Below are 18,090 nucleotides of genomic sequence, written 5' to 3' on the forward strand. Positions count from 1 at the left end.
AAGAATCAAGGCCGCCGCAGCACGCCATAGACCACCTGGTAGGTGACCGGCAATCCCGCGGCCTCGCGTTGGCGCTCGTAGGCATCGTTGAGCGCGCGTATCCGCGCCGGCCCGGTCAGGCCGCCGGGGCGACCGGGATTGAGGTTGTGCGCGCCGAGGGCCTTGAGTTCATGGGTCAGTTGGCGCAGATCGGCGACGTGCAGGCGTTCGGCGCGGCGTTGCAGGTGCAGCACCTGCAAACCGCTGGCGGCGCAGTGTCGCTGGTACGCCTCGAAACGGCGGAAGCGGTTGACGTGGACGAAACCGTCCACCGCCTCCCAGCTGTCGCGCAACTCCTGCAGGGTGCCGACGCAGAGGCTGGAAAACGCCAGTCGGCCGCCGGGCCGTAGCACGCGGCGCGCCTCGTCGAGCACGGTGGCGAAATCGGCGCACCACTGCAGCGCCAAACTGCTGAACAGCAGGTCGACGCTGGCCTCGCGCAGGGGCAGGCATTCCGCATCGCCGGCGACGAAATGCGCCGCGCCACCCAGCGGGCGGGCATGCCGCAGCATGCCCTCGGCGATATCCAGCGCCAGCCCTTCGGCGCGGGGGAAGCGTGCCCCCAGGGCCCGGGTGAAATAGCCGGTACCGCAGCCCAGGTCGAGCCAGCGCTGCGGCGCGCCTTCGTCCGGCAGGCATTCGAGCAGCGTTTCGCCCACCCGTCGCTGCAAGCCGGCGACACTGTCATAGCTGCCCGCGGCGCGGGAGAAGGACGCCGCTACCTGGCGCTTGTCCGGCAACGGCGAATCGATGGGAAAACGGCGCTCAGTCATGCTCGCCTCCGTCGATGAATCGCAGCAGCGCCTCGGCGACGCGGTCCGGATACTCAAGGGGCAGGCCGTGGCTGGCGTCGAACGTCTCCACCTCCAGGTCGGGCAGCCAGGCCAGCAATGCCTCGGCGGCCGCCGCCGGCACCAGGGCATCCTGGCGACCGAACAGGTGCAGTTGCGGTCCGGCATAGCCGCGCAGGGCGAGGCGCCCGTCGAGGTCGGCGAGCAGGCGCAGGCCGGCCGCCAGGGCGTCGACGGCGATGCGCGGCTGGGTCACCTGCAACTGCCGGGCGAGCGTGCGCGGATCGAAGGCGCCGCGGCTGGCCAGCAGGCTGAAACGCTTCAGGGTCTGCTCGGCGTCCAGGGCGAAGGCTTCGCAGAAGGTTTCGAAGACCGGCGCCGGCATTGCCGTCGGCCAGTCCGCGCGGCGGGCAAAGCAAGCGTTGCTGGCGAAGGTGATCAGCCCCGGGCAGGCATCGCCACGACGCGCGGCGAGCTGGGTCGCCAGCATGCCGCCGAGGGACCAGCCGGCGAGCCAGGCGCCTGTCGGCAGGCGGGCGTCGAGCTCGTCGAGCCAGGCGTCGGCATCGCTGCGTTGCGGCAGTTCGGCGAGGTCCACTCGCAGGTGCCGCGCGCGCGACAGGAGCGCCTCTTGCAGCGGTTGCAGGGCGGCGGCGCCGAAGCTCCAGCCGGGCAGCAGAACCAGGCGATCACGCATCTTCGCCAGGCTCCCGGTTCAATTCTTCCCAGCCGTCGGCGAGGGCTTCCAGCAGGCGCTCGACCTGGGCCTCGCTGTGGGCGGCGCTGAAGGTCACCCGCAGCCGCGCACTGCCGGCCGGCACCGTGGGCGGGCGGATCGCACCGACCAACAGGCCGCGTCGGCGCAACAGGCTCGACAGGCGCAGCGCGCGGGCGCTGTCGCCCACCAGGATCGGCTGGATCGGCGTCGGGCTGTCCATCAACGTCAGGCCCATGGCTTCGGCACCCTGGCGGAAACGCGCGACCAGGCGGTTCAGGTGCTCGCGGCGCCAGTGTTCGCGACGCACCAACTCCAGGCTCTTCAGCGTCGCGCAGGCCACCGCCGGCGGCTGGCTGGTGGTGTAGATGTAGGGGCGGGCGAACTGGATCAGCGTCTCGATCAGTTCCTCGCTGCCGGCGACGAAGGCGCCGGCGGTGCCAAAGGCCTTGCCGAGGGTGCCGACCAGCACCGGGACGTCCTCGAGGCCCAGGCCGAAATGCTCGACGATGCCGCCGCCGGTGGCACCCAGCGGGCCGACGCCATGGGCGTCGTCGACCATCATCCAGGCGCCTTGACGGCGTGCCCGGGCGCACAGGGCCGGCAGGTCGGCGAGGTCGCCGTCCATGCTGAACACGCCGTCGCTGACCACCAGGGTATTGCCGCTGGCCTTCTCAAGGCGCTTGGCGAGGCTATCGGCGTCGTTATGCAGGTAGCGCGAGAAGCGCGCGCCGGAAAGCAGACCGGCATCGAGTAGGGAAGCGTGGTTGAGGCGGTCTTCCAGCACCGTGTCGCCCTGGCCGACCAGCGCGGTGACCGCCGCCAGGTTGGCCATGTAGCCGGTGGAGAACAGCAGCGCGCGCGGTCGCCCGGTGAAGTCGGCGAGGGCCAGCTCCAGTTCGTGGTGCGGGCCGCTGTGGCCGATCACCAGGTGCGAGGCGCCACCGCCGACGCCCCAGCGCGCGGCGCCGTCGCGCAGCGCGCGGATCACCTCGGGATGATTGGCCAAGCCGAGGTAATCGTTGGAGCAGAACGCCAGCAGCTCCTCGCCGTCGACACGGGCGAGCGGCGCCTGGGGACTTTCCAGCAGCGGCCGCTGGCGATGGAGGTGCGCGGCGCGGCGCTCGGCGAGGCGGGCGGAAAGGTCGAAGGTCATGGACGACACCAGTAGCCGGTGGATGACCGCAAGCGGGTCATCCACCCACCAGCACGTCAGGTTCTGCGTAGGGTGGCTGACGCGAAGCTCAGCCACCGCGCACAAGGTCAGGCCGAGGCGGCGTTGTAGAACAGCTTGGAATCGCGTTGCTCCACCAGGGCTTGCTCGATGGCGGCCTGGTGCACCTCGTCGGGGTGCTCGTGGCGTGCCTCCGGCTGAATGCCGAGGCGGGCGAACAGCTGCATGTCCTTGCCCGCCTGCGGGTTGGCGGTGGTCAGCAGTTTCTCGCCGTAGAAGATCGAGTTGGCGCCGGCGAAGAACGCCAAGGCCTGCATCTGGTCGTTCATCTGCTCGCGACCGGCGGACAGGCGCACGTGGGACTTCGGCATCATGATCCGCGCCACCGCCAGGGTACGGATGAAGTCGAACGGGTCGACGTCCTTTTCCTCCGCCAGGGGCGTGCCCTTGACCTTCACCAGCATGTTGATCGGCACCGACTCGGGGTGCTCGGGCAGGTTCGCCAGCTGGATCAGCAACCCGGCGCGGTCGTCCAGGGACTCGCCCATGCCGAGGATGCCGCCGGAGCAGATCTTCATCCCCGCCTCGCGCACGTAGGCCAGGGTCTGCAGACGCTCGGAATAGGTGCGGGTGGTGATGATGTTGCCGTAGAACTCCGGCGAGGTGTCCAGGTTGTGGTTGTAGTAGTCGAGGCCGGCATCGGCCAGGGCCTGGGTCTGCTCGCGGTCGAGCTTGCCGAGGGTCATGCAGGTTTCCAGGCCGAGGGCCTTGACGCCTTCGACCATCTTCAGCACGTAGGGCATGTCCTTGGCCGAGGGGTGTTTCCAGGCGGCGCCCATGCAGAAACGCGTCGAGCCGATGGCCTTGGCTTCGGCGGCAGCCTCCAGCACCTTCTGCACCTCCATCAGCTTCTGCTTGTCCAGGCCGGTGTTGTAATGGCCGGATTGCGGGCAATATTTGCAGTCTTCCGGGCAGGCGCCGGTCTTGATCGAGAGCAGCGTGGAGACCTGTACGCGATTGGGGTCGAAGTGCGTCCGGTGCAGGGTCTGGGCCTGGAACAGCAGGTCGTTGAACGGCTGCTCGAACAACGCCCTGACTTCGGCGAGGGTCCAGTCGTGACGGGTGTTCAGGTGGGCGGTGGCACTCATGGGACTCCTCGCGGCGCTCAGGCGGCGTCTTGGTCGGGGCATGGACGGTAGATGCCCACCGGCGTGGCGGCGGGGCTCAGGCTCAAGGCATGATAAGAGCCCATAGGATGCTGTCAACCGCGCCCGAGACACAGGTTTACACCTGGTCATTTATCAACCTACACGGATGAGCGAACCCGAGCCGGGCTTCCCCACTCCAAGCTGCATCCCCTTGCGAGACCATACGATGCGCGTAGAAAACTTCTTCGACTGGCTGGGCCATGCCATGGGCAAGGCGATCCGCTTCATCGTCGACCTGCTGTCCGGCGTGCTCGGCGCGGTCTGGGGGGCGATGGACGATTTCCTCCACGGCATGGCGCGCGCCATCGGCATGGACGTGTCGATCTTCAGCTTCATCCTGCTGATCGTCGGGCTGTTGTTGCTGTACAGCGGCGTCCGCGCGCTGATGCGCCGCTCGATCATCGGCGGAGTGATCTGGATCTTCCTCGGGCTCATCGTGATGAGCTGGCTGATCCACTGACACCCCGCTCCACCGGCCCAGGGAGGGGCCGTACATGGCCCTATCCTTCGCCTCGCTCGACCGCTGGCGCCCGTCCTGGACCCGCCCGCGCCTCGCCTGCCAGCTCTGCGGCGCCCAGGCCGATCATCCTCGAGCGCCGATCTGCAACGGCTGCCAGGCCGACCTGCCCTGGCTTCGCGCGTCCTGCCAAGTCTGCGCGCTACCCCTGCCCGTGGCCGGGCAGACCTGTGGCGCCTGCCTGAAGCGACCGCCGGCGTTCGCCCGGGTCGAGGCGCCCTGGCGCTACGGTTTCCCCCTGGACAGCCTGATCACCCGGTTCAAGCACCAGGCCGACTGGCCCCACGGGCGCCTGCTCGGCGAGCTGCTGGCGGAGCACCTGCGCCACGCCTTCGACGAACACCTGCCGCGCCCGGATCTGCTGCTGCCGGTGCCGCTGGCGGCCGGCCGGCTGCGCCAGCGCGGCTTCAACCAGGCGGAGATGCTGGCCGGCTGGCTCGCCCGCGAGCTGGCGCTGCCGGTGGAACGCCAGTGGCTGCACCGCGAGCGGGAGACGCCCGCGCAACAGGGACTCGACGGCGCGGCGCGGCGGCGCAACCTGCGCCAGGCCTTCGCCCTGTCCGCCCGGGCGGCCGCGGCGGGGCGCCACCTGGCCCTGGTGGACGACGTACTCACCACCGGCGCCACCGCCGAGGCCCTGGCCCGCCTGTTGCGCCGCGCCGGCGCCGCGCGGGTGGACGTCTACTGCCTGGCGCGCACACCGAAACCCGGCGACTGAGGCCTGGCCGCACCGTTGACCCGTCCCTGGGGATCGCGCATGGTGGGCCCTCTCCGAACCACCCGCGTCGCCCTCGATGAATCCGTCCAGTCCGCTCGCCGACCGCCTCGCCCGCCGCCCGCAACGCCTCGCACTGCTGGCGCAGGTCGCCGCGCAGGGCTCGATCACCCGCGCGGCGAAAGCGGTGGGGCTGAGCTACAAGGCCGCCTGGGACGCCATCGACGAATTGAACAACCTGGCCGACGCGCCGCTGGTGGAGCGCAGCGTCGGCGGCCGCGGCGGGGGCGGCGCCCGGCTGACCGCGGAAGGCGAACGGGTACTGGCGCTGTACCAGCGCCTCGAACAGGTGCAGGCGCGCATGCTGGAGAGCGCCGGCCAGGAACGCGACCTCGAATTGCTCGGCCGCCTGCTGCTGCGCACCAGCGCCCGCAACCAATTGGGCGGCCGCGTGCGGGCCATCCATCCCCAGGGCCGCAACGACCTGATCGAGATCGAGCTCAACGGCGGTGCGCGCATCCGTGCCCGGATCACCCGCGCCAGCACGGAAAACCTCGGGCTGGAAAACGGCAGCAGGGTGATCGCCCTGATGAAGGCCGGCGGGCTCGAGGTGCAGCCGCCGGCCAGCCCGGTGGCGCCGGACGGCAACGCCCTCGACGGTCGCATCGAACGCCTGCTGGCGGCCGACGAGGGCCCCTGGGAAGTGCGCATCGGCCTGCCCGGCGGGCAAACTCTCTGCGCACTGTGCGAGGCGCGACGCCTGCGCGAGCAGGCGCTGGACGAGGGTTCGCCGGTGCGCGTGACCTTCGCCGCCGCCCAGGTATTGCTGGGCACGCCGCTGTAGCGCCACGCGAGCGACGCACAGGCGCTACACTGAGCCTCCCGACACCGGATGCGCAGCATGTCTCACCCCTTCGCCACCCTCACCCCCGATCTGGTCCTCGACGCTGTGGAAAGCCTCGGGTATCTCAGCGACGCCCGCGTGCTGGCGCTGAACAGCTACGAAAACCGCGTCTATCAGGTGGGCATCGAGGACGAACAGCCGCTGATCGCCAAGTTCTACCGGCCGGCTCGCTGGAGCGACGCGGCGATCCGCGAGGAGCACGCGTTCAGCGCCGAGCTGGCGGAGCGCGACGTACCGGTGGTGGCGCCGCTGGAGCGCGACGGCGAGACCCTGTTCGAGCATGCCGGCTTCCGTTTCGCCCTGTTTCCCCGGCGGGGCGGCCGCGCCCCGGAGCCCGGCAACCTGGACCAGTTGTACCGCCTTGGCCAATTGCTCGGGCGCCTGCACGGCGTGGGGGCGATGCATCCCTTCGCCCACCGCGAGAGCCTGGAAGTGCGCAACTTCGGCCACGACTCCCTGGCCACCCTGCTGGAGGGCGGCTTCATTCCCCGTGCCCTGCTGCCGGCCTACGAGTCGGTGGCGCGCGACCTGCTCGGGCGCCTCGACCGGCTGTTCGCCGAGACCCGCTACACGCCGATCCGCCTGCACGGCGACTGCCACCCCGGCAACCTGCTCTGCCGCGACGACGCCTTCCACATCGTCGACCTCGACGATTGCCGCATGGGCCCGGCGTTGCAGGACGTCTGGATGATGCTCGCCGGCGATCGCCACGAACGCCTCGGGCAACTCTCCGAGCTGGTGGACGGCTACCAGGAATTCCACGACTTCGACACCCGCGAACTGCCCCTGGTGGAAGGCCTCCGCGCCCTCCGGCTGATGCACTACAGCGCCTGGCTGGCGCGGCGCTGGGACGACCCCGCCTTCCCCCACAGCTTTCCCTGGTTCGGCAGCGAGCGCTATTGGGGCGAACAGGTGCTGGCCCTGCGCGAGCAGTGCGCCGCCCTCGACGAACCGCCGCTGCGGCTGTTCTGAGCGGCGAAGTGGCTTTTCCTGCAGGAAAAAACCTGGCCGCGCAGACAAGCGCGCGAACGACCCCCTAGAATGGCGCGCTCATCCGCTGTCTGAACAAGGACCTGCAATGGGCACCGCCAACCCTCGCCGCGGCTACATCCTCGGCCTCGCCGCCTACATCATGTGGGGTCTGTTCCCGCTCTACTTCAAAGCCATCGAAGCGGTGCCGCCGCTGGAGATCGTGGTCCACCGGGTGCTCTGGTCGGCCCTGTTCGGCCTGTTGCTGCTGCTGGCGTGGAAGCACCCGGGCTGGTGGCGCGACCTCTGCGCCCATCCCCGGCGCTTCGCCATCCTGACCCTGAGCGGCGCGCTGATCGCCAGCAACTGGCTGGTCTACGTCTGGGCGGTGAACAACGGCCGCATGCTCGAAGCCAGCCTCGGCTACTACATCAATCCCCTGGTGAACGTCCTGCTCGGCATGTTGCTGCTGGGCGAACGCCTGCGCCGCCTGCAATGGCTGGCGGTGTCCCTGGCGGCCCTGGGCGTGGCGCAGCAGGTGTGGCAGGTCGGCAGCCTGCCCTGGGTGTCCCTGGTGCTGGCGCTGACCTTCGCCTTCTACGGCCTGATCCGCAAGCAGGCGCCGGTGGCGGCGCTGCCCGGGCTGGTGGTGGAAACCTGGTTGCTGGTGCCGCTGGCCCTCGGCTGGCTGATCTTCAACCCGGCCGCGCTCACCGAGCAGGCGAGCTTCTGGAGCACGTCCGACGCCTGGTGGCTGGCCGCCGCCGGGCCGATCACCCTGTTCCCGCTGATCTGTTTCAACGCCGCCGCCCGCCACCTGCCCTATACCGCCCTGGGCTTCCTGCAATACGTGGCGCCGACCCTGGTGTTGCTGCTGGCGATCTTCGTCTTCGGCGAACATTTCGATCCGGCGCGGTTGCTGGCCTTCGTCTGCATCTGGGCGGGCCTGGCGATCTACAGCCTGGATGCCGTGCTGGCGCTGCGGCGCAACCGCCTGGAAACGGCGGCGTCCTGAGCCCGTCGCCGCGCCAGGCCCGAGGCGGGCGCGGAACTCGAACCCGCCGTCGTCACGGCTCGCGCAGGGCGCGGCCGACGGCGCCGGTCAGCGGACCAGGCGCTCCCAGGTTTCGAACACGTGGGCGGGCGCGTCCTGCGCCGCGGCGTGGGCCTCGCGGGCCGTGAGGCGCCACTCGGTCTCGTCGACGCGGGGGAAATAGGCGTCGCCCTCGGGGGACAGGGCGATCCGCGTCAGGTACAGGCGCTCGGCCCGCGCCAGGGCCTGCCCATAGAGTTGCGCGCCCCCGATCAGCATCAGCTCTTCGGCGCCCTCCGCGTCGGCCCAGGCGTCGGCGCGGGCCAGGGCGGCGTCCAGGGACGCGAACACCTCGGCGCCCTCCAGGCGCAGATCCGCCTGCCGGCTGACCACCAGGTTGAGCCGGCCCGGCAGCGGCCTGCCGAGGGAATCCCAGGTCTTGCGCCCCATGACGATCGGCTTGCCGAGGGTCAGCGCCTTGAAGTGCTTGAGGTCCGCCGGCAGGTGCCAGGGCATGCGGTTGTCGCGGCCGATCACGCGATTGTCGGCGAAGGCGGCGATCAGGCAGAGGGGGCGAGTACTGTTCATGGCGGCGAGGATAGCGGCAAACCGCCACTGGGCGGAAGTCAGGGGTGCCCGGGGAGCGGGCGAACGGGTAAGCTGCCCCGCCTATCGCGCCCGCCTTCACGGAAGAACCATGGCCACGCTCCTGCCGACGCTGAACACCTGCCTGCCCCGCATGACCTCCGGCGAACGCCGCTTCGCCCGCTGCCTGGAAAGCAAGCTGGAAGAGGATTACCTCTGCTGGTACGACGTGCCCCTGGGCCCGCGGCGCCTGCATCCGGACTTCGCCATCCTGCACCCGCGCCGCGGCCTGCTGATCCTTGAGGTCAAGGACTGGAAACTGGACACCATCCAGTCCCTGGACCCCGACCGCGCCACCCTCCTGACCGCCCAGGGGCAGGTCCGCGTGCCCAACCCGCTGGAGCAGGCGCGGCAGTATTGCCATGTGCTGGTCGGGCTGCTGCAACGGGACCCGGCGCTCCTCCAGGACAGCGGTCCCTACCAGGGCAAGCTGCGTTTCGCCTGGGGCTACGGCGTGGTGCTCGCCAACATCACCCGGCAGCAGTTCGAGCGTACCGACCTGTCCCAGGTGCTGCCCGCCAATCGGGTGATCTGCAAAGACGAGATGCAGGAGAACAGCGACGCGGAGGCATTCCAGCAACGCCTGTGGGACATGTTCAGCGTGCGTTTCGACCGCTTGATGAGCATGCCGGAGGTCGAGCGCGTGCGCTGGCACCTGTTCCCGGAACTGCGCCTGGAGCCGACCCAGACCTCGCTGTTCGCCGAGAGCGATTCACCCGCCGACCTGCTCGCCGCCCTCCCCGACCTGGTCCGCGTCATGGACCTGCAGCAGGAGCAATTGGCGCGCAGTCTCGGCGACGGTCACCGGATCATCCACGGCGTGGCCGGGTCGGGTAAGACCATGATCCTCGGCTACCGCTGCCTGAAACTGGCCCAGGCGCTGCACAAGCCGATCCTGGCGCTGTGTTACAACCGGACCCTGGCGGCCAAGCTGGCGCACATGATCGTCCTGCACGGCCTGGCCGAAAAGGTGAGCGTGCAGCACTTCCATGGCTGGTGCGCCGAGCAATTGCGCCTGTACCAGGTCGCCGCGCCGAGCTTCGGGCCGCATTACTGGAAGGACCTGGCCAACCGCGTGCTGGGCGGCCTGGACAGCGGGCAGATTCCCAGCGGCCAGTACGGCGCCATCCTGATCGACGAGGGCCACGACTTCGAACCCGACTGGTTGCGCCTGGTGGTGCGGATGGTCGATCCGTCCACCGAATCGCTGCTGGTGCTCTATGACGACGCCCAGGCGATCTACGGCAACCGGCGGCAATTCAGCTTTTCCAGCGTCGGCATCCAGGCCCGCGGGCGTACCACCATCCTGCGCCTGAACTACCGCAATACGGCGCAGGTGCTGCAGGTGGCTCTGGATTTCGCCCGCGAATGGCTGTCGCCCCAGGAAGCGGAGGACGACGGCGTCCCGCTGATTCCACCGGAGAGCGCCGGACGCCATGGCCCCGCGCCGCGCTGGCAGGACTGCCTCGACGAGGCCGAGGAGTACCGGCGGATCGGCGAATTCCTCGAGGAGCGCCAGCGCCGCGAGATCGCCTGGAACGAAATGGCCGTGCTCTGCCGGACCAACCAGGAACGGGAAAACGTCGCCCGTCGCCTGCAGACCATGGGCATTCCCGTGGAATTGGCCGGCAAGGATACGAAACGGGCCTTCGACCCCGCCGCCGACTCGGTGAAGATCGTCACCCTGCACGCCAGCAAAGGCCTCGAATTCAAGGTGATCGCGATTCCCGGCATCGGCCGTTTGCCGCTGGCCCAGGCCGACAGCGAAGCGGACGAGGCGCGCCTGCTCTACGTGGGCATGACCCGGGCCATGGACCACCTGCTGCTGACCGCCAGCGCCGATTCGGTGTTCGCCCGGCGCCTGCGGCAGATCGCCCAGGGTGCGCCCCAGGCGGCGGGCTGAGGGCCTGTCGCCGAAACGTCACGCGCAAGGCGCATGCTGGGGGCACTGTCCCACGGAAAGGAAGCCCTCCATGCGTCGCCCCAGCCCGTTTTTCCGCCGCCTCGGTGCCGCCCTGCTGCTCCTGCCCTTGCACGGCCTGGCCCTCGCTGCCCAGCCCGAAGCCGTCGGGACAGCGCCGGCCAGCACCTCCTTGTACGAACAGCGGCCCCTGGTGATCGGCCATCGCGGTGCCAGCGGCTACGTGCCGGAACACACCCTGGCGTCCTACGCGCTGGCGGTGCTGCAAGGCGCCGACTACGTCGAGCCGGACCTGGTGATGACCCGCGACGGGCACCTGATCGCCCGCCACGACAACGAGCTGGGGGCTGACCACGGACGTCGCCGCGCATCCCGAATTCGCCGCGCGCCGACGCACCCAGAAGGTGGATGGGGTGGTCACCGAGGGCTGGTTCAGCGAAGACTTCAGCCTGGCCGAGATCAAGCGCCTGCGCGCCATCGAGCGGATTCCCCAGCTGCGCCCGGGCAACGCACGGCTGGACGGCGCCTTCGCCGTGCCGACCCTGGAGGAAATCATCGACCTGGTGAAGTCCCTGCAAATCAGCCAGGGACGGCGTATCGGCCTCTACCTGGAGACCAAGCATCCCAGCCATTTCCAGGCCCTCGGCCTGGACCTGGAACGCCCGCTGGTGCGCACCCTGCAACGCAACGGGTACCTCGGCCGGCAGGCGCCGGTGTACATCCAGTCCTTCGAGGTGGACAACCTCAAGAGCCTGTCGCGGCTCACCTCGATCCGCCTGGTGCAACTGCTGGGCAGCGGCCAGCCCGACGACCAGCGCCGCGCCGGCAAGCCCCTGACCTATGCGCAGATGGCCACGCCGGCCGGTCTGGCCGCCATCGCCCGCTACGCCAGCGCGGTGGGCCCGGACAAGGGCTACGTGATCCCCCGCGACAGCGCGGGCCGGCTCGGCGTGCCGACGACCTTCGTCGCCGACGCCCATGCCGCCGGCCTGCGCGTGCATCCCTACAGCTTCCGCGCGGAGAACGCCTTCCTGCCGCTGGAGCTGCGCAACAGCGCCGACCCGCAGGCGCGCGGCGACATCCGCGCCGAACTCCAGGCATTCCTCGCGACCGGTATCGATGGCCTGTTCATCGATCAGCCGGACATCGCGGTGGGGCTGCGGGAAAACCGCTGACGCCGGCGGGCGTCAGTCGCAGCGCAGGTTGGCGCCCGCTGCGCTGCCCTTCTCCGTCAGCGCCGCCTTCATCCGCTTGCAATGCCGGGACGCGCGCTCCGCGGCGTGGTCCAGGCTCGGATCGCCGGTCGGCTCGGGGTGTTCTTCATCGGCGAAACGGATCTGCACCCAGGGCGCTTCCGGCTGCACCGGGAAACGGCTCGGCGTAGGCACCTCGCGCCTCGTCTGGGTCCCCGCCGCGCTCGCCGGCAGTTCGGGACGCAACTGCTCGGCGTTCACGCCGTAACGCTGCGACAGGATGCTTTCGTGGTTTTCCGTGGCGTCGGCGAAGCCGGCGAGGCTCGCCAGCAGGCCGCAAAGCCCCAAGGTTCCATAGATGCTCATGTCGTTCCTCCTGTTGCTGGGTGGCCGACGTTCCCCCCGCGGAAGAACGCCCGGCCAGACTGGCCGGGCGCGTTGTCCGCCACACCCTCCGATGAGGGCCTGAAGACAGGCGGGCCCGCTACCCCGGCGAAAAAAAGGCGCGATGATACCCGCTATGCCGGGCGAACGTCGCGCGGCGGGTTTTGCTATGGTGCGCGGAATCCGACTACCCGGCGGCTGCGGACCCTGGCCGTGCGCCGCCCGCCCGACCCACTGGAGGCGATGTGAAACGTTCGACCGACCCCGGCCTGGATGCCTACTGGCTGGCCGAAGCGGTACGCCTGCGCGAAGAGCAGGGCGGCCCCCTGGAAGACAGCGAAGCCCGCCGCCAGGCCATCGCCGGCGGCGGCGACCTGGAAACCCGGATCCTCGCCCGCGCCCACTGGCTCGGGCGCCGCGAGGGCCTGCTGGACGCACAACGCCTCTGGCGCCAGGGCGCTACCCTGGCGCTGATCCTGCTGGCCCTGCTGGCGGCGTTCAGCGGCGCCGGCCTGGCCGTCGCCGCGCTCGGCGACGGCAGCCGCCCGGTCAACGTGTTCTGGGCCCTGGCCGGGCTGCTCGGCCTGCATCTGTTGAGCCTGTCGGGCTGGGCGCTGGCGTTCGTCGCCGGGGGCGACGCCGCCGGTGCCCTCGGCCGCCTTTGGCTGTGGCTGAGCGGCCGCCTGGCGCGGGACGCCCGCGCCGCCCACCTGGCCCCGGCCCTGCTGGTGCTGCTCGGGCGGGCGCGACTGACCCGCTGGGCGCTGGGGTCGCTGGTGCACGGCCTGTGGTCCCTGGCGCTGCTGGCGGCCCTGGCCGTGCTGCTGGGCCTGCTTGCCACCCGGCGCTACGGCTTCGTCTGGGAAACCACCCTGCTCGACAGCGACACCTTCATCGGCCTGACCCAGGCCCTCGGCGCCTTGCCGGCGCTGCTGGGCTTCCCCCAGCCGGACGCCGAGACCATCCGCGCCAGCGGCGACCAGGCTCTCGGCGGCGAAGCGGCGCGGCACGCCTGGGCCGGCTGGTTGGTAGGGGTCCTGACGGTCTACGGGGTGCTGCCGCGCCTGCTGCTCGGCGGCCTGTGCCTGCTGCGTGGGCGCCAGGCCCGCGCGCGTCTCGCCCTGGACCTGCAAGAACCCGGTTATAGCCTGTTGCGCGAGCGCCTGATGCCCGCCAGCGAACGGCTCGGCATCCGCGACCCGGCCCCCGAACGCCTCAGCGAACCCCCGGCTCCGGCGTCGGGCGCGGGCAGCGCCGGCGCCTTGCTGGTGGCGGTGGAGCTGGATGATCGCCGTGCCTGGCCACCACCGCTGCCCGACGGGGTAGCCGACGCCGGGGTCCTCGACGACGGTACCCAGCGCCGCCGCCTGCTGGAGCAGCTCACCCGTTACCCGCCGGCGCGCCTGGTGATCGCCTGCGACCCACGGCGCTCGCCCGACCGCGGCACCCTGGCGCTGCTCGGCGAACTGGCCCGCTGCGCCGGGGCCACCCGCGTCTGGTTGCTGCAACCGCCGCCCGGCGAGGCGCTCGACAGCCAGCGCCTGGGCGACTGGCACCTCGCCCTGGAGCGCCTCGGCCTGGCCCATGCCACGCCATCGCCGCTGGACTGGCTGGAGCGCGGCCATGACTGAAGCCCTGACCCTGGCGGTGGTCGGCCACACCAACGTCGGCAAGACCTCACTGTTGCGCACCCTCACCCGCGACCGCGGCTTCGGCGAGGTGTCCCATCGCCCCAGCACCACACGCCACGTCGAGGGCGCGCGGCTGTCGGTGGACGGTGAGGCGCTGCTGGAGCTGTACGACACGCCCGGCCTGGAGGACGCCATCGCCCTGCGCGACCACCTCGACGCCCTGGAACGCCCCGGCGAGCGCCTCGACGGCCCGTCCAGGCTGGCACGCCTGCTGGAGGGCAACGAAGCCCGCGGCCGTTTCGAGCAGGAGGCCAAGGTGATCCGCCAGTTGCTCGCCTCCGACGCCGGCCTCTACGTCATCGACGCCCGCGAGCCGGTGCTGGCCAAGTACCGCGACGAGCTGGCGGTGCTGGCGATGTGCGGCCGGCCGCTGCTGCCGGTGCTGAACTTCGTCGCCGCCGCGTCCCACCGCGAGGCGGACTGGCGCGAAGCCCTGGCCCGTCTCGGCCTGCACGCCCTGGTGAAGTTCGACAGCGTGGCGCCGCCGCTGGACGGTGAGCGGCGGCTCTACGAGAGCCTCGCCCTGCTGCTGGAAAAGGCTCGCCCGCAACTGGAGCGCCTGATCGCCGACCACGAGGCGCAACAGGTCTCGCGCCGCCAGGCCGGCGCGCGGCTGATCGCCGACCTGCTACTGGACGCCGCGGCCTGTCGCCGCAGCGTCGTCGCCCAACCGGACCTCGAACGCGCCGCCGTGCGCGACCTGCACCGGCGGGTGCGCCAGCGCGAACAGCGCTGCGTCGAGGCGCTGTTGCAGCTCTACGCCTTTCGCGCCGACGACGCCGAGGCCGGCGACCTGCCGTTGCTCGACGGCCGCTGGGGCGACGACCTGTTCAACCCGGAAACCCTGCGTCGGCTCGGCGTGCAACTGGGCGGCGGTGTAGCGGCCGGCGCGGCGGCCGGTGTCGGGATCGACCTGCTGGTGGGCGGCCTCACGCTGGGCGCCGCGACACTGATCGGCGCGCTCGCCGGCGGCGGCGCGCAAACCGCCCGGCACTACGGCAATCGCCTGCTGGGCAAGCTCAAGGGCCAGCGCGAGCTGACCCTGGACGATGCGGTGCTGCGCCTGCTGGCGCTGCGCCAGGGCCAATTGCTACAGGCCCTGGCGGCTCGCGGTCACGCCGCCTTCGAGGCCGTGCGGCTGACCTTGCCGCAGGAAGAGGGCTGGCGCAGCGGTCGCCTGCCGGATGCCCTGCGCAATGCGCGCGCGCATCCGGAGTGGTCGTCCCTCAACCCCGGCGCGAAGCCCGAGCAACCCGAGCGGCGGACACACCTGGAGGCGCTGGCGGCCAGCCTGCTGGTCGAGACCGGGCCACCGGCCCCCTGAGCGCCGCTCAACCGGCCTCCAGCGCCACCGCCCGGCGGCGCCAGCGGGGTGCCAGGGTCGCCCACAGGGTGGCGATCAGGATCAGCGCGCCGCCGATCCAACCCTGCGGGGTCAGCCGCTCGCCCAGCCACCAGGCGGCGAACAGCGCGCCGAACAGCGGCTCCGAGCCCATCAGCAGGCCCACCCGGGTGGCGCTGGAATGGCGCAGGGCATGGTTCTGGACGAAGAACGCGAAAAGGGTGGCGAACAGTATCAGGTACAGGGTTCCGCCCCAGAATGCCGGCCCCGTCGGCAGGGCTGGCCAGGGGCCCGGCGCGACGAGCGCCAGCGCCAGGCAACCGCTGGCCACCGCGCCGCTCTGCACGGCGGTCAAGGCCAGCGCCGGCACCGCGCGGGTCAGGTTCATCCGGCGGATGAGGCAGACCTGCAGGGCGCGCAGCACCGCGGCCCCGAGCATCAACCCATCGCCCAGACCGAAATGCAGCGTCAGCCCCCCGGTAAGCAGCCAGACCCCGAGGAGGCACAGGGCGCTGGCCAGCAGGATGACCGGCGACGGCCGCTGGTCCAACAACCCCCACTCGACGAAGGGGGTGAACAGCACGCACAGGCTGATGAGGAAGGCGGCGTTGCTGGCGCTGGTGAGCGCCACGCCGAAGGTCTCGCAAAGGTAGATCGCCAGCAGCATGCCGCCGGTGGGCAGCCCGGCGAGCCAGGCGCGCCGGCCGACGCCGCGCAACTGCGGCAGCAACAGGAGGAAGGTCAGGCCGAAGCGTACCGCAAGGAACCCCAGCACTGGGTAGAACAGCAGCGCCTGCTTGGCCACGCCGTAGCTGCTGCCCCAGATCGCCGCCACCGCCAGCAGCGCCAGGTCCGCTTTCCATATGTCTTTCATCGTCAGTCCGCCTGGGATTCGCCGCGAGGAGCGGCCGGATGCGCATTGTCGATTGATTCACCCCCCGCGATAATCCAGCGACACCGCACAGGACCTGTTCCCCATGGGCACGAATATCCCGATGAGCCTGCTGCCGCTGCTGGCGACCTTCGTCAGGGTGGTGGATGCCGGCAGCTTTTCCGCCGCCGCGCGCCAGGCCGGCAGCACCGCGTCGGCGACGAGCCGGCAGGTGGCGCGGCTGGAGCGCCTGCTGGAGCTGCGCCTGCTCGAACGCACCACCCGCCGCTTGCGCCTGACCCAGGCCGGCGAGGAAATCGTCGCCCACGGCCGGCACATGCTCGACGCCGCCCAGGCCGCGCTGGACATCGGCGAGCGGCTGCAAGGCACGCCCCGCGGCAGCATACGGATGAGCGTGCCCAAGGCGCTCGGGCGCTTCGTGATCAACCCGCTGGTGCCGGAATTCCTCCGCCGCTACCCGCAGATCGACCTCAAGCTGCGCTTGGACGATCGCCACCCGAACCTGATCGAGGACGGCTTCGACCTTTGCCTGCAGGTCACCGAGCGGCCGCCGGAAGGCCTGGCCGGCCGCCCCCTGCTGCAAGTGCGCCAGTCGCTTTGCGCCAGCCCCGACTACCTGCGCCGGGCGGGCATGCCGAAGCACCCGCAAGACCTCGCGCGCCACAGTTGCATGGCCCTGGACGAACGGGCCGACGATCGCTTCTGGCATTTCAGCCGCGGCGACGAACAGGAGGGGGTGGCGATCGGCGGGCGCTACGCCAGCAACCACAGCGAGGCGCGGCTGCTGCTGGCCGAGGAGGGTTTCGGCCTAACCTGCCTGCCCGACTTCACCGCCGCCGCGGCCCTGGCCGCCGGCCGGCTGGTCGAGGTGCTGCCGGACTGGCGCTACCGCGGCTCCTACCAAGGCGCCGCCTGGCTGCTCTGGCGCCCGAACCGGCACCTGCCGCCAAAGCTACGGGTGCTGATCGACTACCTCGGCGAGCGCCTGTCGAGTTGAAGGCGTCGGGTTCGCGGGAAGCGGCCGGTTCAGACCGCGACCGGCGCCTTGATGTGCGGATGGGCCTCGTAGCCGACCAGCTCGAAGTCCTCGAAGCGGAAGTCGAACAGATCCTTCACCGCGGGGTTGAGCCGCATGGTCGGCAGTGGCAGCGGTTCGCGGCTCAGTTGCAGGTCGGCCTGCTCCAGGTGGTTGGCGTACAGGTGACAGTCACCGCCGGTCCAGATGAAATCCCCCGGCGCCAGGTCGCAGACCTGGGCCAGCATCAGGGTCAACAAGGCGTAGCTGGCGATGTTGAAGGGCACGCCGAGGAAGATGTCCGCCGAGCGCTGGTAGAGCTGGCAACTGAGCTTGCCGTCGGCGACGTAGAACTGGAACAGCGCGTGGCATGGCGGCAAGGCCATGTCGTCCACCAGCGCCGGGTTCCAGGCGGACACGATCAACCGGCGCGAGTCCGGATTGGCCTTGAGCATCTGCACCAGCTTGGCGATCTGGTCGATCGAGCCGCCGTTGGGGGCCGGCCAGTTGCGCCACTGGTAGCCGTAGACCGGCCCGAGGTCGCCGTTTTCGTCGGCCCACTCGTCCCAGATGCGCACGCCGTTGTCCTGCAGGTACTTGACGTTGGTGTCGCCCTTCAGGAACCACAACAGCTCGTGGATGATGGATTTGAGGTGGCATTTCTTGGTGGTCACCAGCGGGAAGCCGGCGCCCAGGTCGAAGCGCATCTGGTAGCCGAACACGCTCCAGGTGCCGGTGCCGGTGCGGTCGCTCTTGAAGGTGCCGTGCTCGCGCACGTGGCGCATCAGGTCGAGGTACTGTTTCATCGAAGACTCGGGGTGGCGCCGCGGAGGCGGGCGGCGGAATGCGTGCCATGGTAAGAGCCGCCCCGGCCTCGGCTCAAGCGGAGGCGCCGCCTGGCGACGAAGCGCCCGCCGCCCGAAGGCGCCGGGCGGCGGCGAT

At 70.6% G+C, this 18,090-nt stretch carries 17 protein-coding genes and 1 pseudogene; 10 read left to right on the top strand and 8 right to left on the bottom strand.

Annotated features, from left to right (window positions below; all coding sequences use genetic code 11):
• Positions 1 to 5 precede the first annotated feature (5 nt).
• From bioC to bioB, 4 genes are all read right to left on the bottom strand, one after another.
• Positions 6 to 812 carry a malonyl-ACP O-methyltransferase BioC gene (gene bioC, locus OGL92_RS14230; protein WP_263144464.1) on the bottom strand — a complete coding sequence of 269 codons (807 nt, stop codon included), beginning with the start codon at positions 810 to 812 and terminating at the stop codon, positions 6 to 8.
• Positions 805 to 1,527, bottom strand: coding sequence for an alpha/beta fold hydrolase (locus OGL92_RS14235; RefSeq protein ID WP_263144467.1), 723 nt, complete (start codon positions 1,525 to 1,527; stop codon positions 805 to 807). Before OGL92_RS14235 ends, bioC begins: the two co-directional genes overlap by 8 nt.
• Complete coding sequence (bioF, locus tag OGL92_RS14240) at positions 1,520 to 2,701, bottom strand: 8-amino-7-oxononanoate synthase (RefSeq protein WP_263144469.1); 1,182 nt, start codon at positions 2,699 to 2,701, stop codon at positions 1,520 to 1,522. The genes OGL92_RS14235 and bioF overlap by 8 nt, the downstream gene beginning before the upstream one ends.
• A 107-nt stretch (positions 2,702 to 2,808) precedes the next feature.
• Positions 2,809 to 3,867, bottom strand: coding sequence for a biotin synthase BioB (gene bioB / locus OGL92_RS14245; RefSeq protein WP_263144471.1), 1,059 nt, complete (start codon positions 3,865 to 3,867; stop codon positions 2,809 to 2,811).
• Positions 3,868 to 4,093: 226 nt separating this feature from the next.
• Between bioB and OGL92_RS14250 the strand changes: the two genes are divergently transcribed.
• From OGL92_RS14250 to rarD, 5 genes are all read left to right on the top strand, one after another.
• On the top strand, positions 4,094 to 4,387 hold the full coding sequence (locus OGL92_RS14250) for a hypothetical protein (protein ID WP_263144474.1): 294 nt from the start codon (positions 4,094 to 4,096) through the stop codon (positions 4,385 to 4,387).
• 34 nt (positions 4,388 to 4,421) lie between these two features.
• Positions 4,422 to 5,162 carry a ComF family protein gene (locus OGL92_RS14255; protein ID WP_263144476.1) on the top strand — a complete coding sequence of 247 codons (741 nt, stop codon included), beginning with the start codon at positions 4,422 to 4,424 and terminating at the stop codon, positions 5,160 to 5,162.
• 76 nt (positions 5,163 to 5,238) lie between these two features.
• Entirely contained in the window at positions 5,239 to 6,003 is a 765-nt protein-coding gene (locus OGL92_RS14260; protein ID WP_263144479.1) for a TOBE domain-containing protein, read from the top strand.
• A gap of 57 nt (positions 6,004 to 6,060) precedes the next feature.
• Positions 6,061 to 7,035, top strand: a complete 975-nt coding sequence (locus tag OGL92_RS14265) for a serine/threonine protein kinase (protein WP_263144482.1) — start codon at positions 6,061 to 6,063, stop codon at positions 7,033 to 7,035.
• A 106-nt stretch (positions 7,036 to 7,141) separates the two neighbouring features.
• Positions 7,142 to 8,047, top strand: a complete 906-nt coding sequence (gene rarD, locus OGL92_RS14270) for an EamA family transporter RarD (RefSeq protein ID WP_263144484.1) — start codon at positions 7,142 to 7,144, stop codon at positions 8,045 to 8,047.
• An 87-nt stretch (positions 8,048 to 8,134) separates the two neighbouring features.
• Here rarD and OGL92_RS14275 read toward each other — a convergent pair whose 3' ends face one another.
• On the bottom strand, positions 8,135 to 8,653 hold the full coding sequence (locus OGL92_RS14275; protein ID WP_263144487.1) for a dihydrofolate reductase: 519 nt from the start codon (positions 8,651 to 8,653) through the stop codon (positions 8,135 to 8,137).
• Between the two features lie 109 nt (positions 8,654 to 8,762).
• Between OGL92_RS14275 and OGL92_RS14280 the strand changes: the two genes are divergently transcribed.
• Together OGL92_RS14280 and OGL92_RS14285 are read left to right on the top strand one after the other, a co-directional pair.
• On the top strand, positions 8,763 to 10,613 hold the full coding sequence (locus OGL92_RS14280) for a 3'-5' exonuclease (RefSeq protein WP_263144490.1): 1,851 nt from the start codon (positions 8,763 to 8,765) through the stop codon (positions 10,611 to 10,613).
• 70 nt (positions 10,614 to 10,683) lie between these two features.
• Positions 10,684 to 11,806, top strand: a pseudogene (locus OGL92_RS14285) (glycerophosphodiester phosphodiesterase).
• 12 nt (positions 11,807 to 11,818) lie between these two features.
• Here the strand turns inward: OGL92_RS14285 and OGL92_RS14290 are convergent.
• Positions 11,819 to 12,190: a hypothetical protein gene (locus OGL92_RS14290; protein ID WP_263144492.1), complete on the bottom strand. Its 372-nt coding sequence runs from the start codon at positions 12,188 to 12,190 to the stop codon at positions 11,819 to 11,821.
• 263 nt (positions 12,191 to 12,453) lie between these two features.
• Between OGL92_RS14290 and OGL92_RS14295 the strand changes: the two genes are divergently transcribed.
• On the top strand, positions 12,454 to 13,839 hold the full coding sequence (locus OGL92_RS14295; RefSeq protein ID WP_263144495.1) for a DUF2868 domain-containing protein: 1,386 nt from the start codon (positions 12,454 to 12,456) through the stop codon (positions 13,837 to 13,839).
• A complete protein-coding gene (locus OGL92_RS14300) occupies positions 13,832 to 15,223 on the top strand; it encodes a GTPase/DUF3482 domain-containing protein (RefSeq protein WP_263144496.1) in 1,392 nt (463 codons plus the stop codon). Before OGL92_RS14295 ends, OGL92_RS14300 begins: the two co-directional genes overlap by 8 nt.
• Before the next feature lie 7 nt (positions 15,224 to 15,230).
• Here OGL92_RS14300 and OGL92_RS14305 read toward each other — a convergent pair whose 3' ends face one another.
• Positions 15,231 to 16,115 carry an EamA family transporter gene (locus OGL92_RS14305; RefSeq protein ID WP_263144499.1) on the bottom strand — a complete coding sequence of 295 codons (885 nt, stop codon included), beginning with the start codon at positions 16,113 to 16,115 and terminating at the stop codon, positions 15,231 to 15,233.
• A gap of 103 nt (positions 16,116 to 16,218) precedes the next feature.
• Here OGL92_RS14305 and OGL92_RS14310 point away from each other — a divergent pair, with 103 nt between their 5' ends.
• Positions 16,219 to 17,130 (top strand): substrate binding domain-containing protein, encoded by a 912-nt coding sequence (locus OGL92_RS14310; RefSeq protein WP_263144500.1) that lies wholly within the window; start codon positions 16,219 to 16,221, stop codon positions 17,128 to 17,130.
• Between the two features lie 29 nt (positions 17,131 to 17,159).
• Here the strand turns inward: OGL92_RS14310 and OGL92_RS14315 are convergent, their stop codons facing one another.
• A complete protein-coding gene (locus OGL92_RS14315) occupies positions 17,160 to 17,954 on the bottom strand; it encodes a thymidylate synthase (RefSeq protein ID WP_263144502.1) in 795 nt (264 codons plus the stop codon).
• Between the last annotated feature and the right edge of the window lie 136 nt (positions 17,955 to 18,090).

Source organism: Pseudomonas sp. RIT-PI-AD (assembly GCF_025642785.1).
Taxonomy (GTDB): domain Bacteria; phylum Pseudomonadota; class Gammaproteobacteria; order Pseudomonadales; family Pseudomonadaceae; genus Pseudomonas_T.

What these genes read in the sequence shown, in the direction of transcription:
- OGL92_RS14300 (WP_263144496.1), top strand. Translation starts at nt 13,832, where the DNA reads ATGACTGAAGCCCTGACCCTGGCGGTGGTCGGCCACACCAACGTCGGC.
- rarD (WP_263144484.1), top strand. Translation starts at nt 7,142, where the DNA reads ATGGGCACCGCCAACCCTCGCCGCGGCTACATCCTCGGCCTCGCCGCC.
- OGL92_RS14260 (WP_263144479.1), top strand. Translation starts at nt 5,239, where the DNA reads ATGAATCCGTCCAGTCCGCTCGCCGACCGCCTCGCCCGCCGCCCGCAA.
- OGL92_RS14255 (WP_263144476.1), top strand. Translation starts at nt 4,422, where the DNA reads ATGGCCCTATCCTTCGCCTCGCTCGACCGCTGGCGCCCGTCCTGGACC.
- OGL92_RS14265 (WP_263144482.1), top strand. Translation starts at nt 6,061, where the DNA reads ATGTCTCACCCCTTCGCCACCCTCACCCCCGATCTGGTCCTCGACGCT.
- OGL92_RS14280 (WP_263144490.1), top strand. Translation starts at nt 8,763, where the DNA reads ATGGCCACGCTCCTGCCGACGCTGAACACCTGCCTGCCCCGCATGACC.
- bioF (WP_263144469.1), bottom strand. Translation starts at nt 2,701, where the DNA reads ATGACCTTCGACCTTTCCGCCCGCCTCGCCGAGCGCCGCGCCGCGCAC.
- OGL92_RS14275 (WP_263144487.1), bottom strand. Translation starts at nt 8,653, where the DNA reads ATGAACAGTACTCGCCCCCTCTGCCTGATCGCCGCCTTCGCCGACAAT.
- bioC (WP_263144464.1), bottom strand. Translation starts at nt 812, where the DNA reads ATGACTGAGCGCCGTTTTCCCATCGATTCGCCGTTGCCGGACAAGCGC.
- OGL92_RS14310 (WP_263144500.1), top strand. Translation starts at nt 16,219, where the DNA reads ATGGGCACGAATATCCCGATGAGCCTGCTGCCGCTGCTGGCGACCTTC.
- OGL92_RS14235 (WP_263144467.1), bottom strand. Translation starts at nt 1,527, where the DNA reads ATGCGTGATCGCCTGGTTCTGCTGCCCGGCTGGAGCTTCGGCGCCGCC.
- OGL92_RS14250 (WP_263144474.1), top strand. Translation starts at nt 4,094, where the DNA reads ATGCGCGTAGAAAACTTCTTCGACTGGCTGGGCCATGCCATGGGCAAG.
- OGL92_RS14315 (WP_263144502.1), bottom strand. Translation starts at nt 17,954, where the DNA reads ATGAAACAGTACCTCGACCTGATGCGCCACGTGCGCGAGCACGGCACC.
- OGL92_RS14305 (WP_263144499.1), bottom strand. Translation starts at nt 16,115, where the DNA reads ATGAAAGACATATGGAAAGCGGACCTGGCGCTGCTGGCGGTGGCGGCG.
- OGL92_RS14290 (WP_263144492.1), bottom strand. Translation starts at nt 12,190, where the DNA reads ATGAGCATCTATGGAACCTTGGGGCTTTGCGGCCTGCTGGCGAGCCTC.
- bioB (WP_263144471.1), bottom strand. Translation starts at nt 3,867, where the DNA reads ATGAGTGCCACCGCCCACCTGAACACCCGTCACGACTGGACCCTCGCC.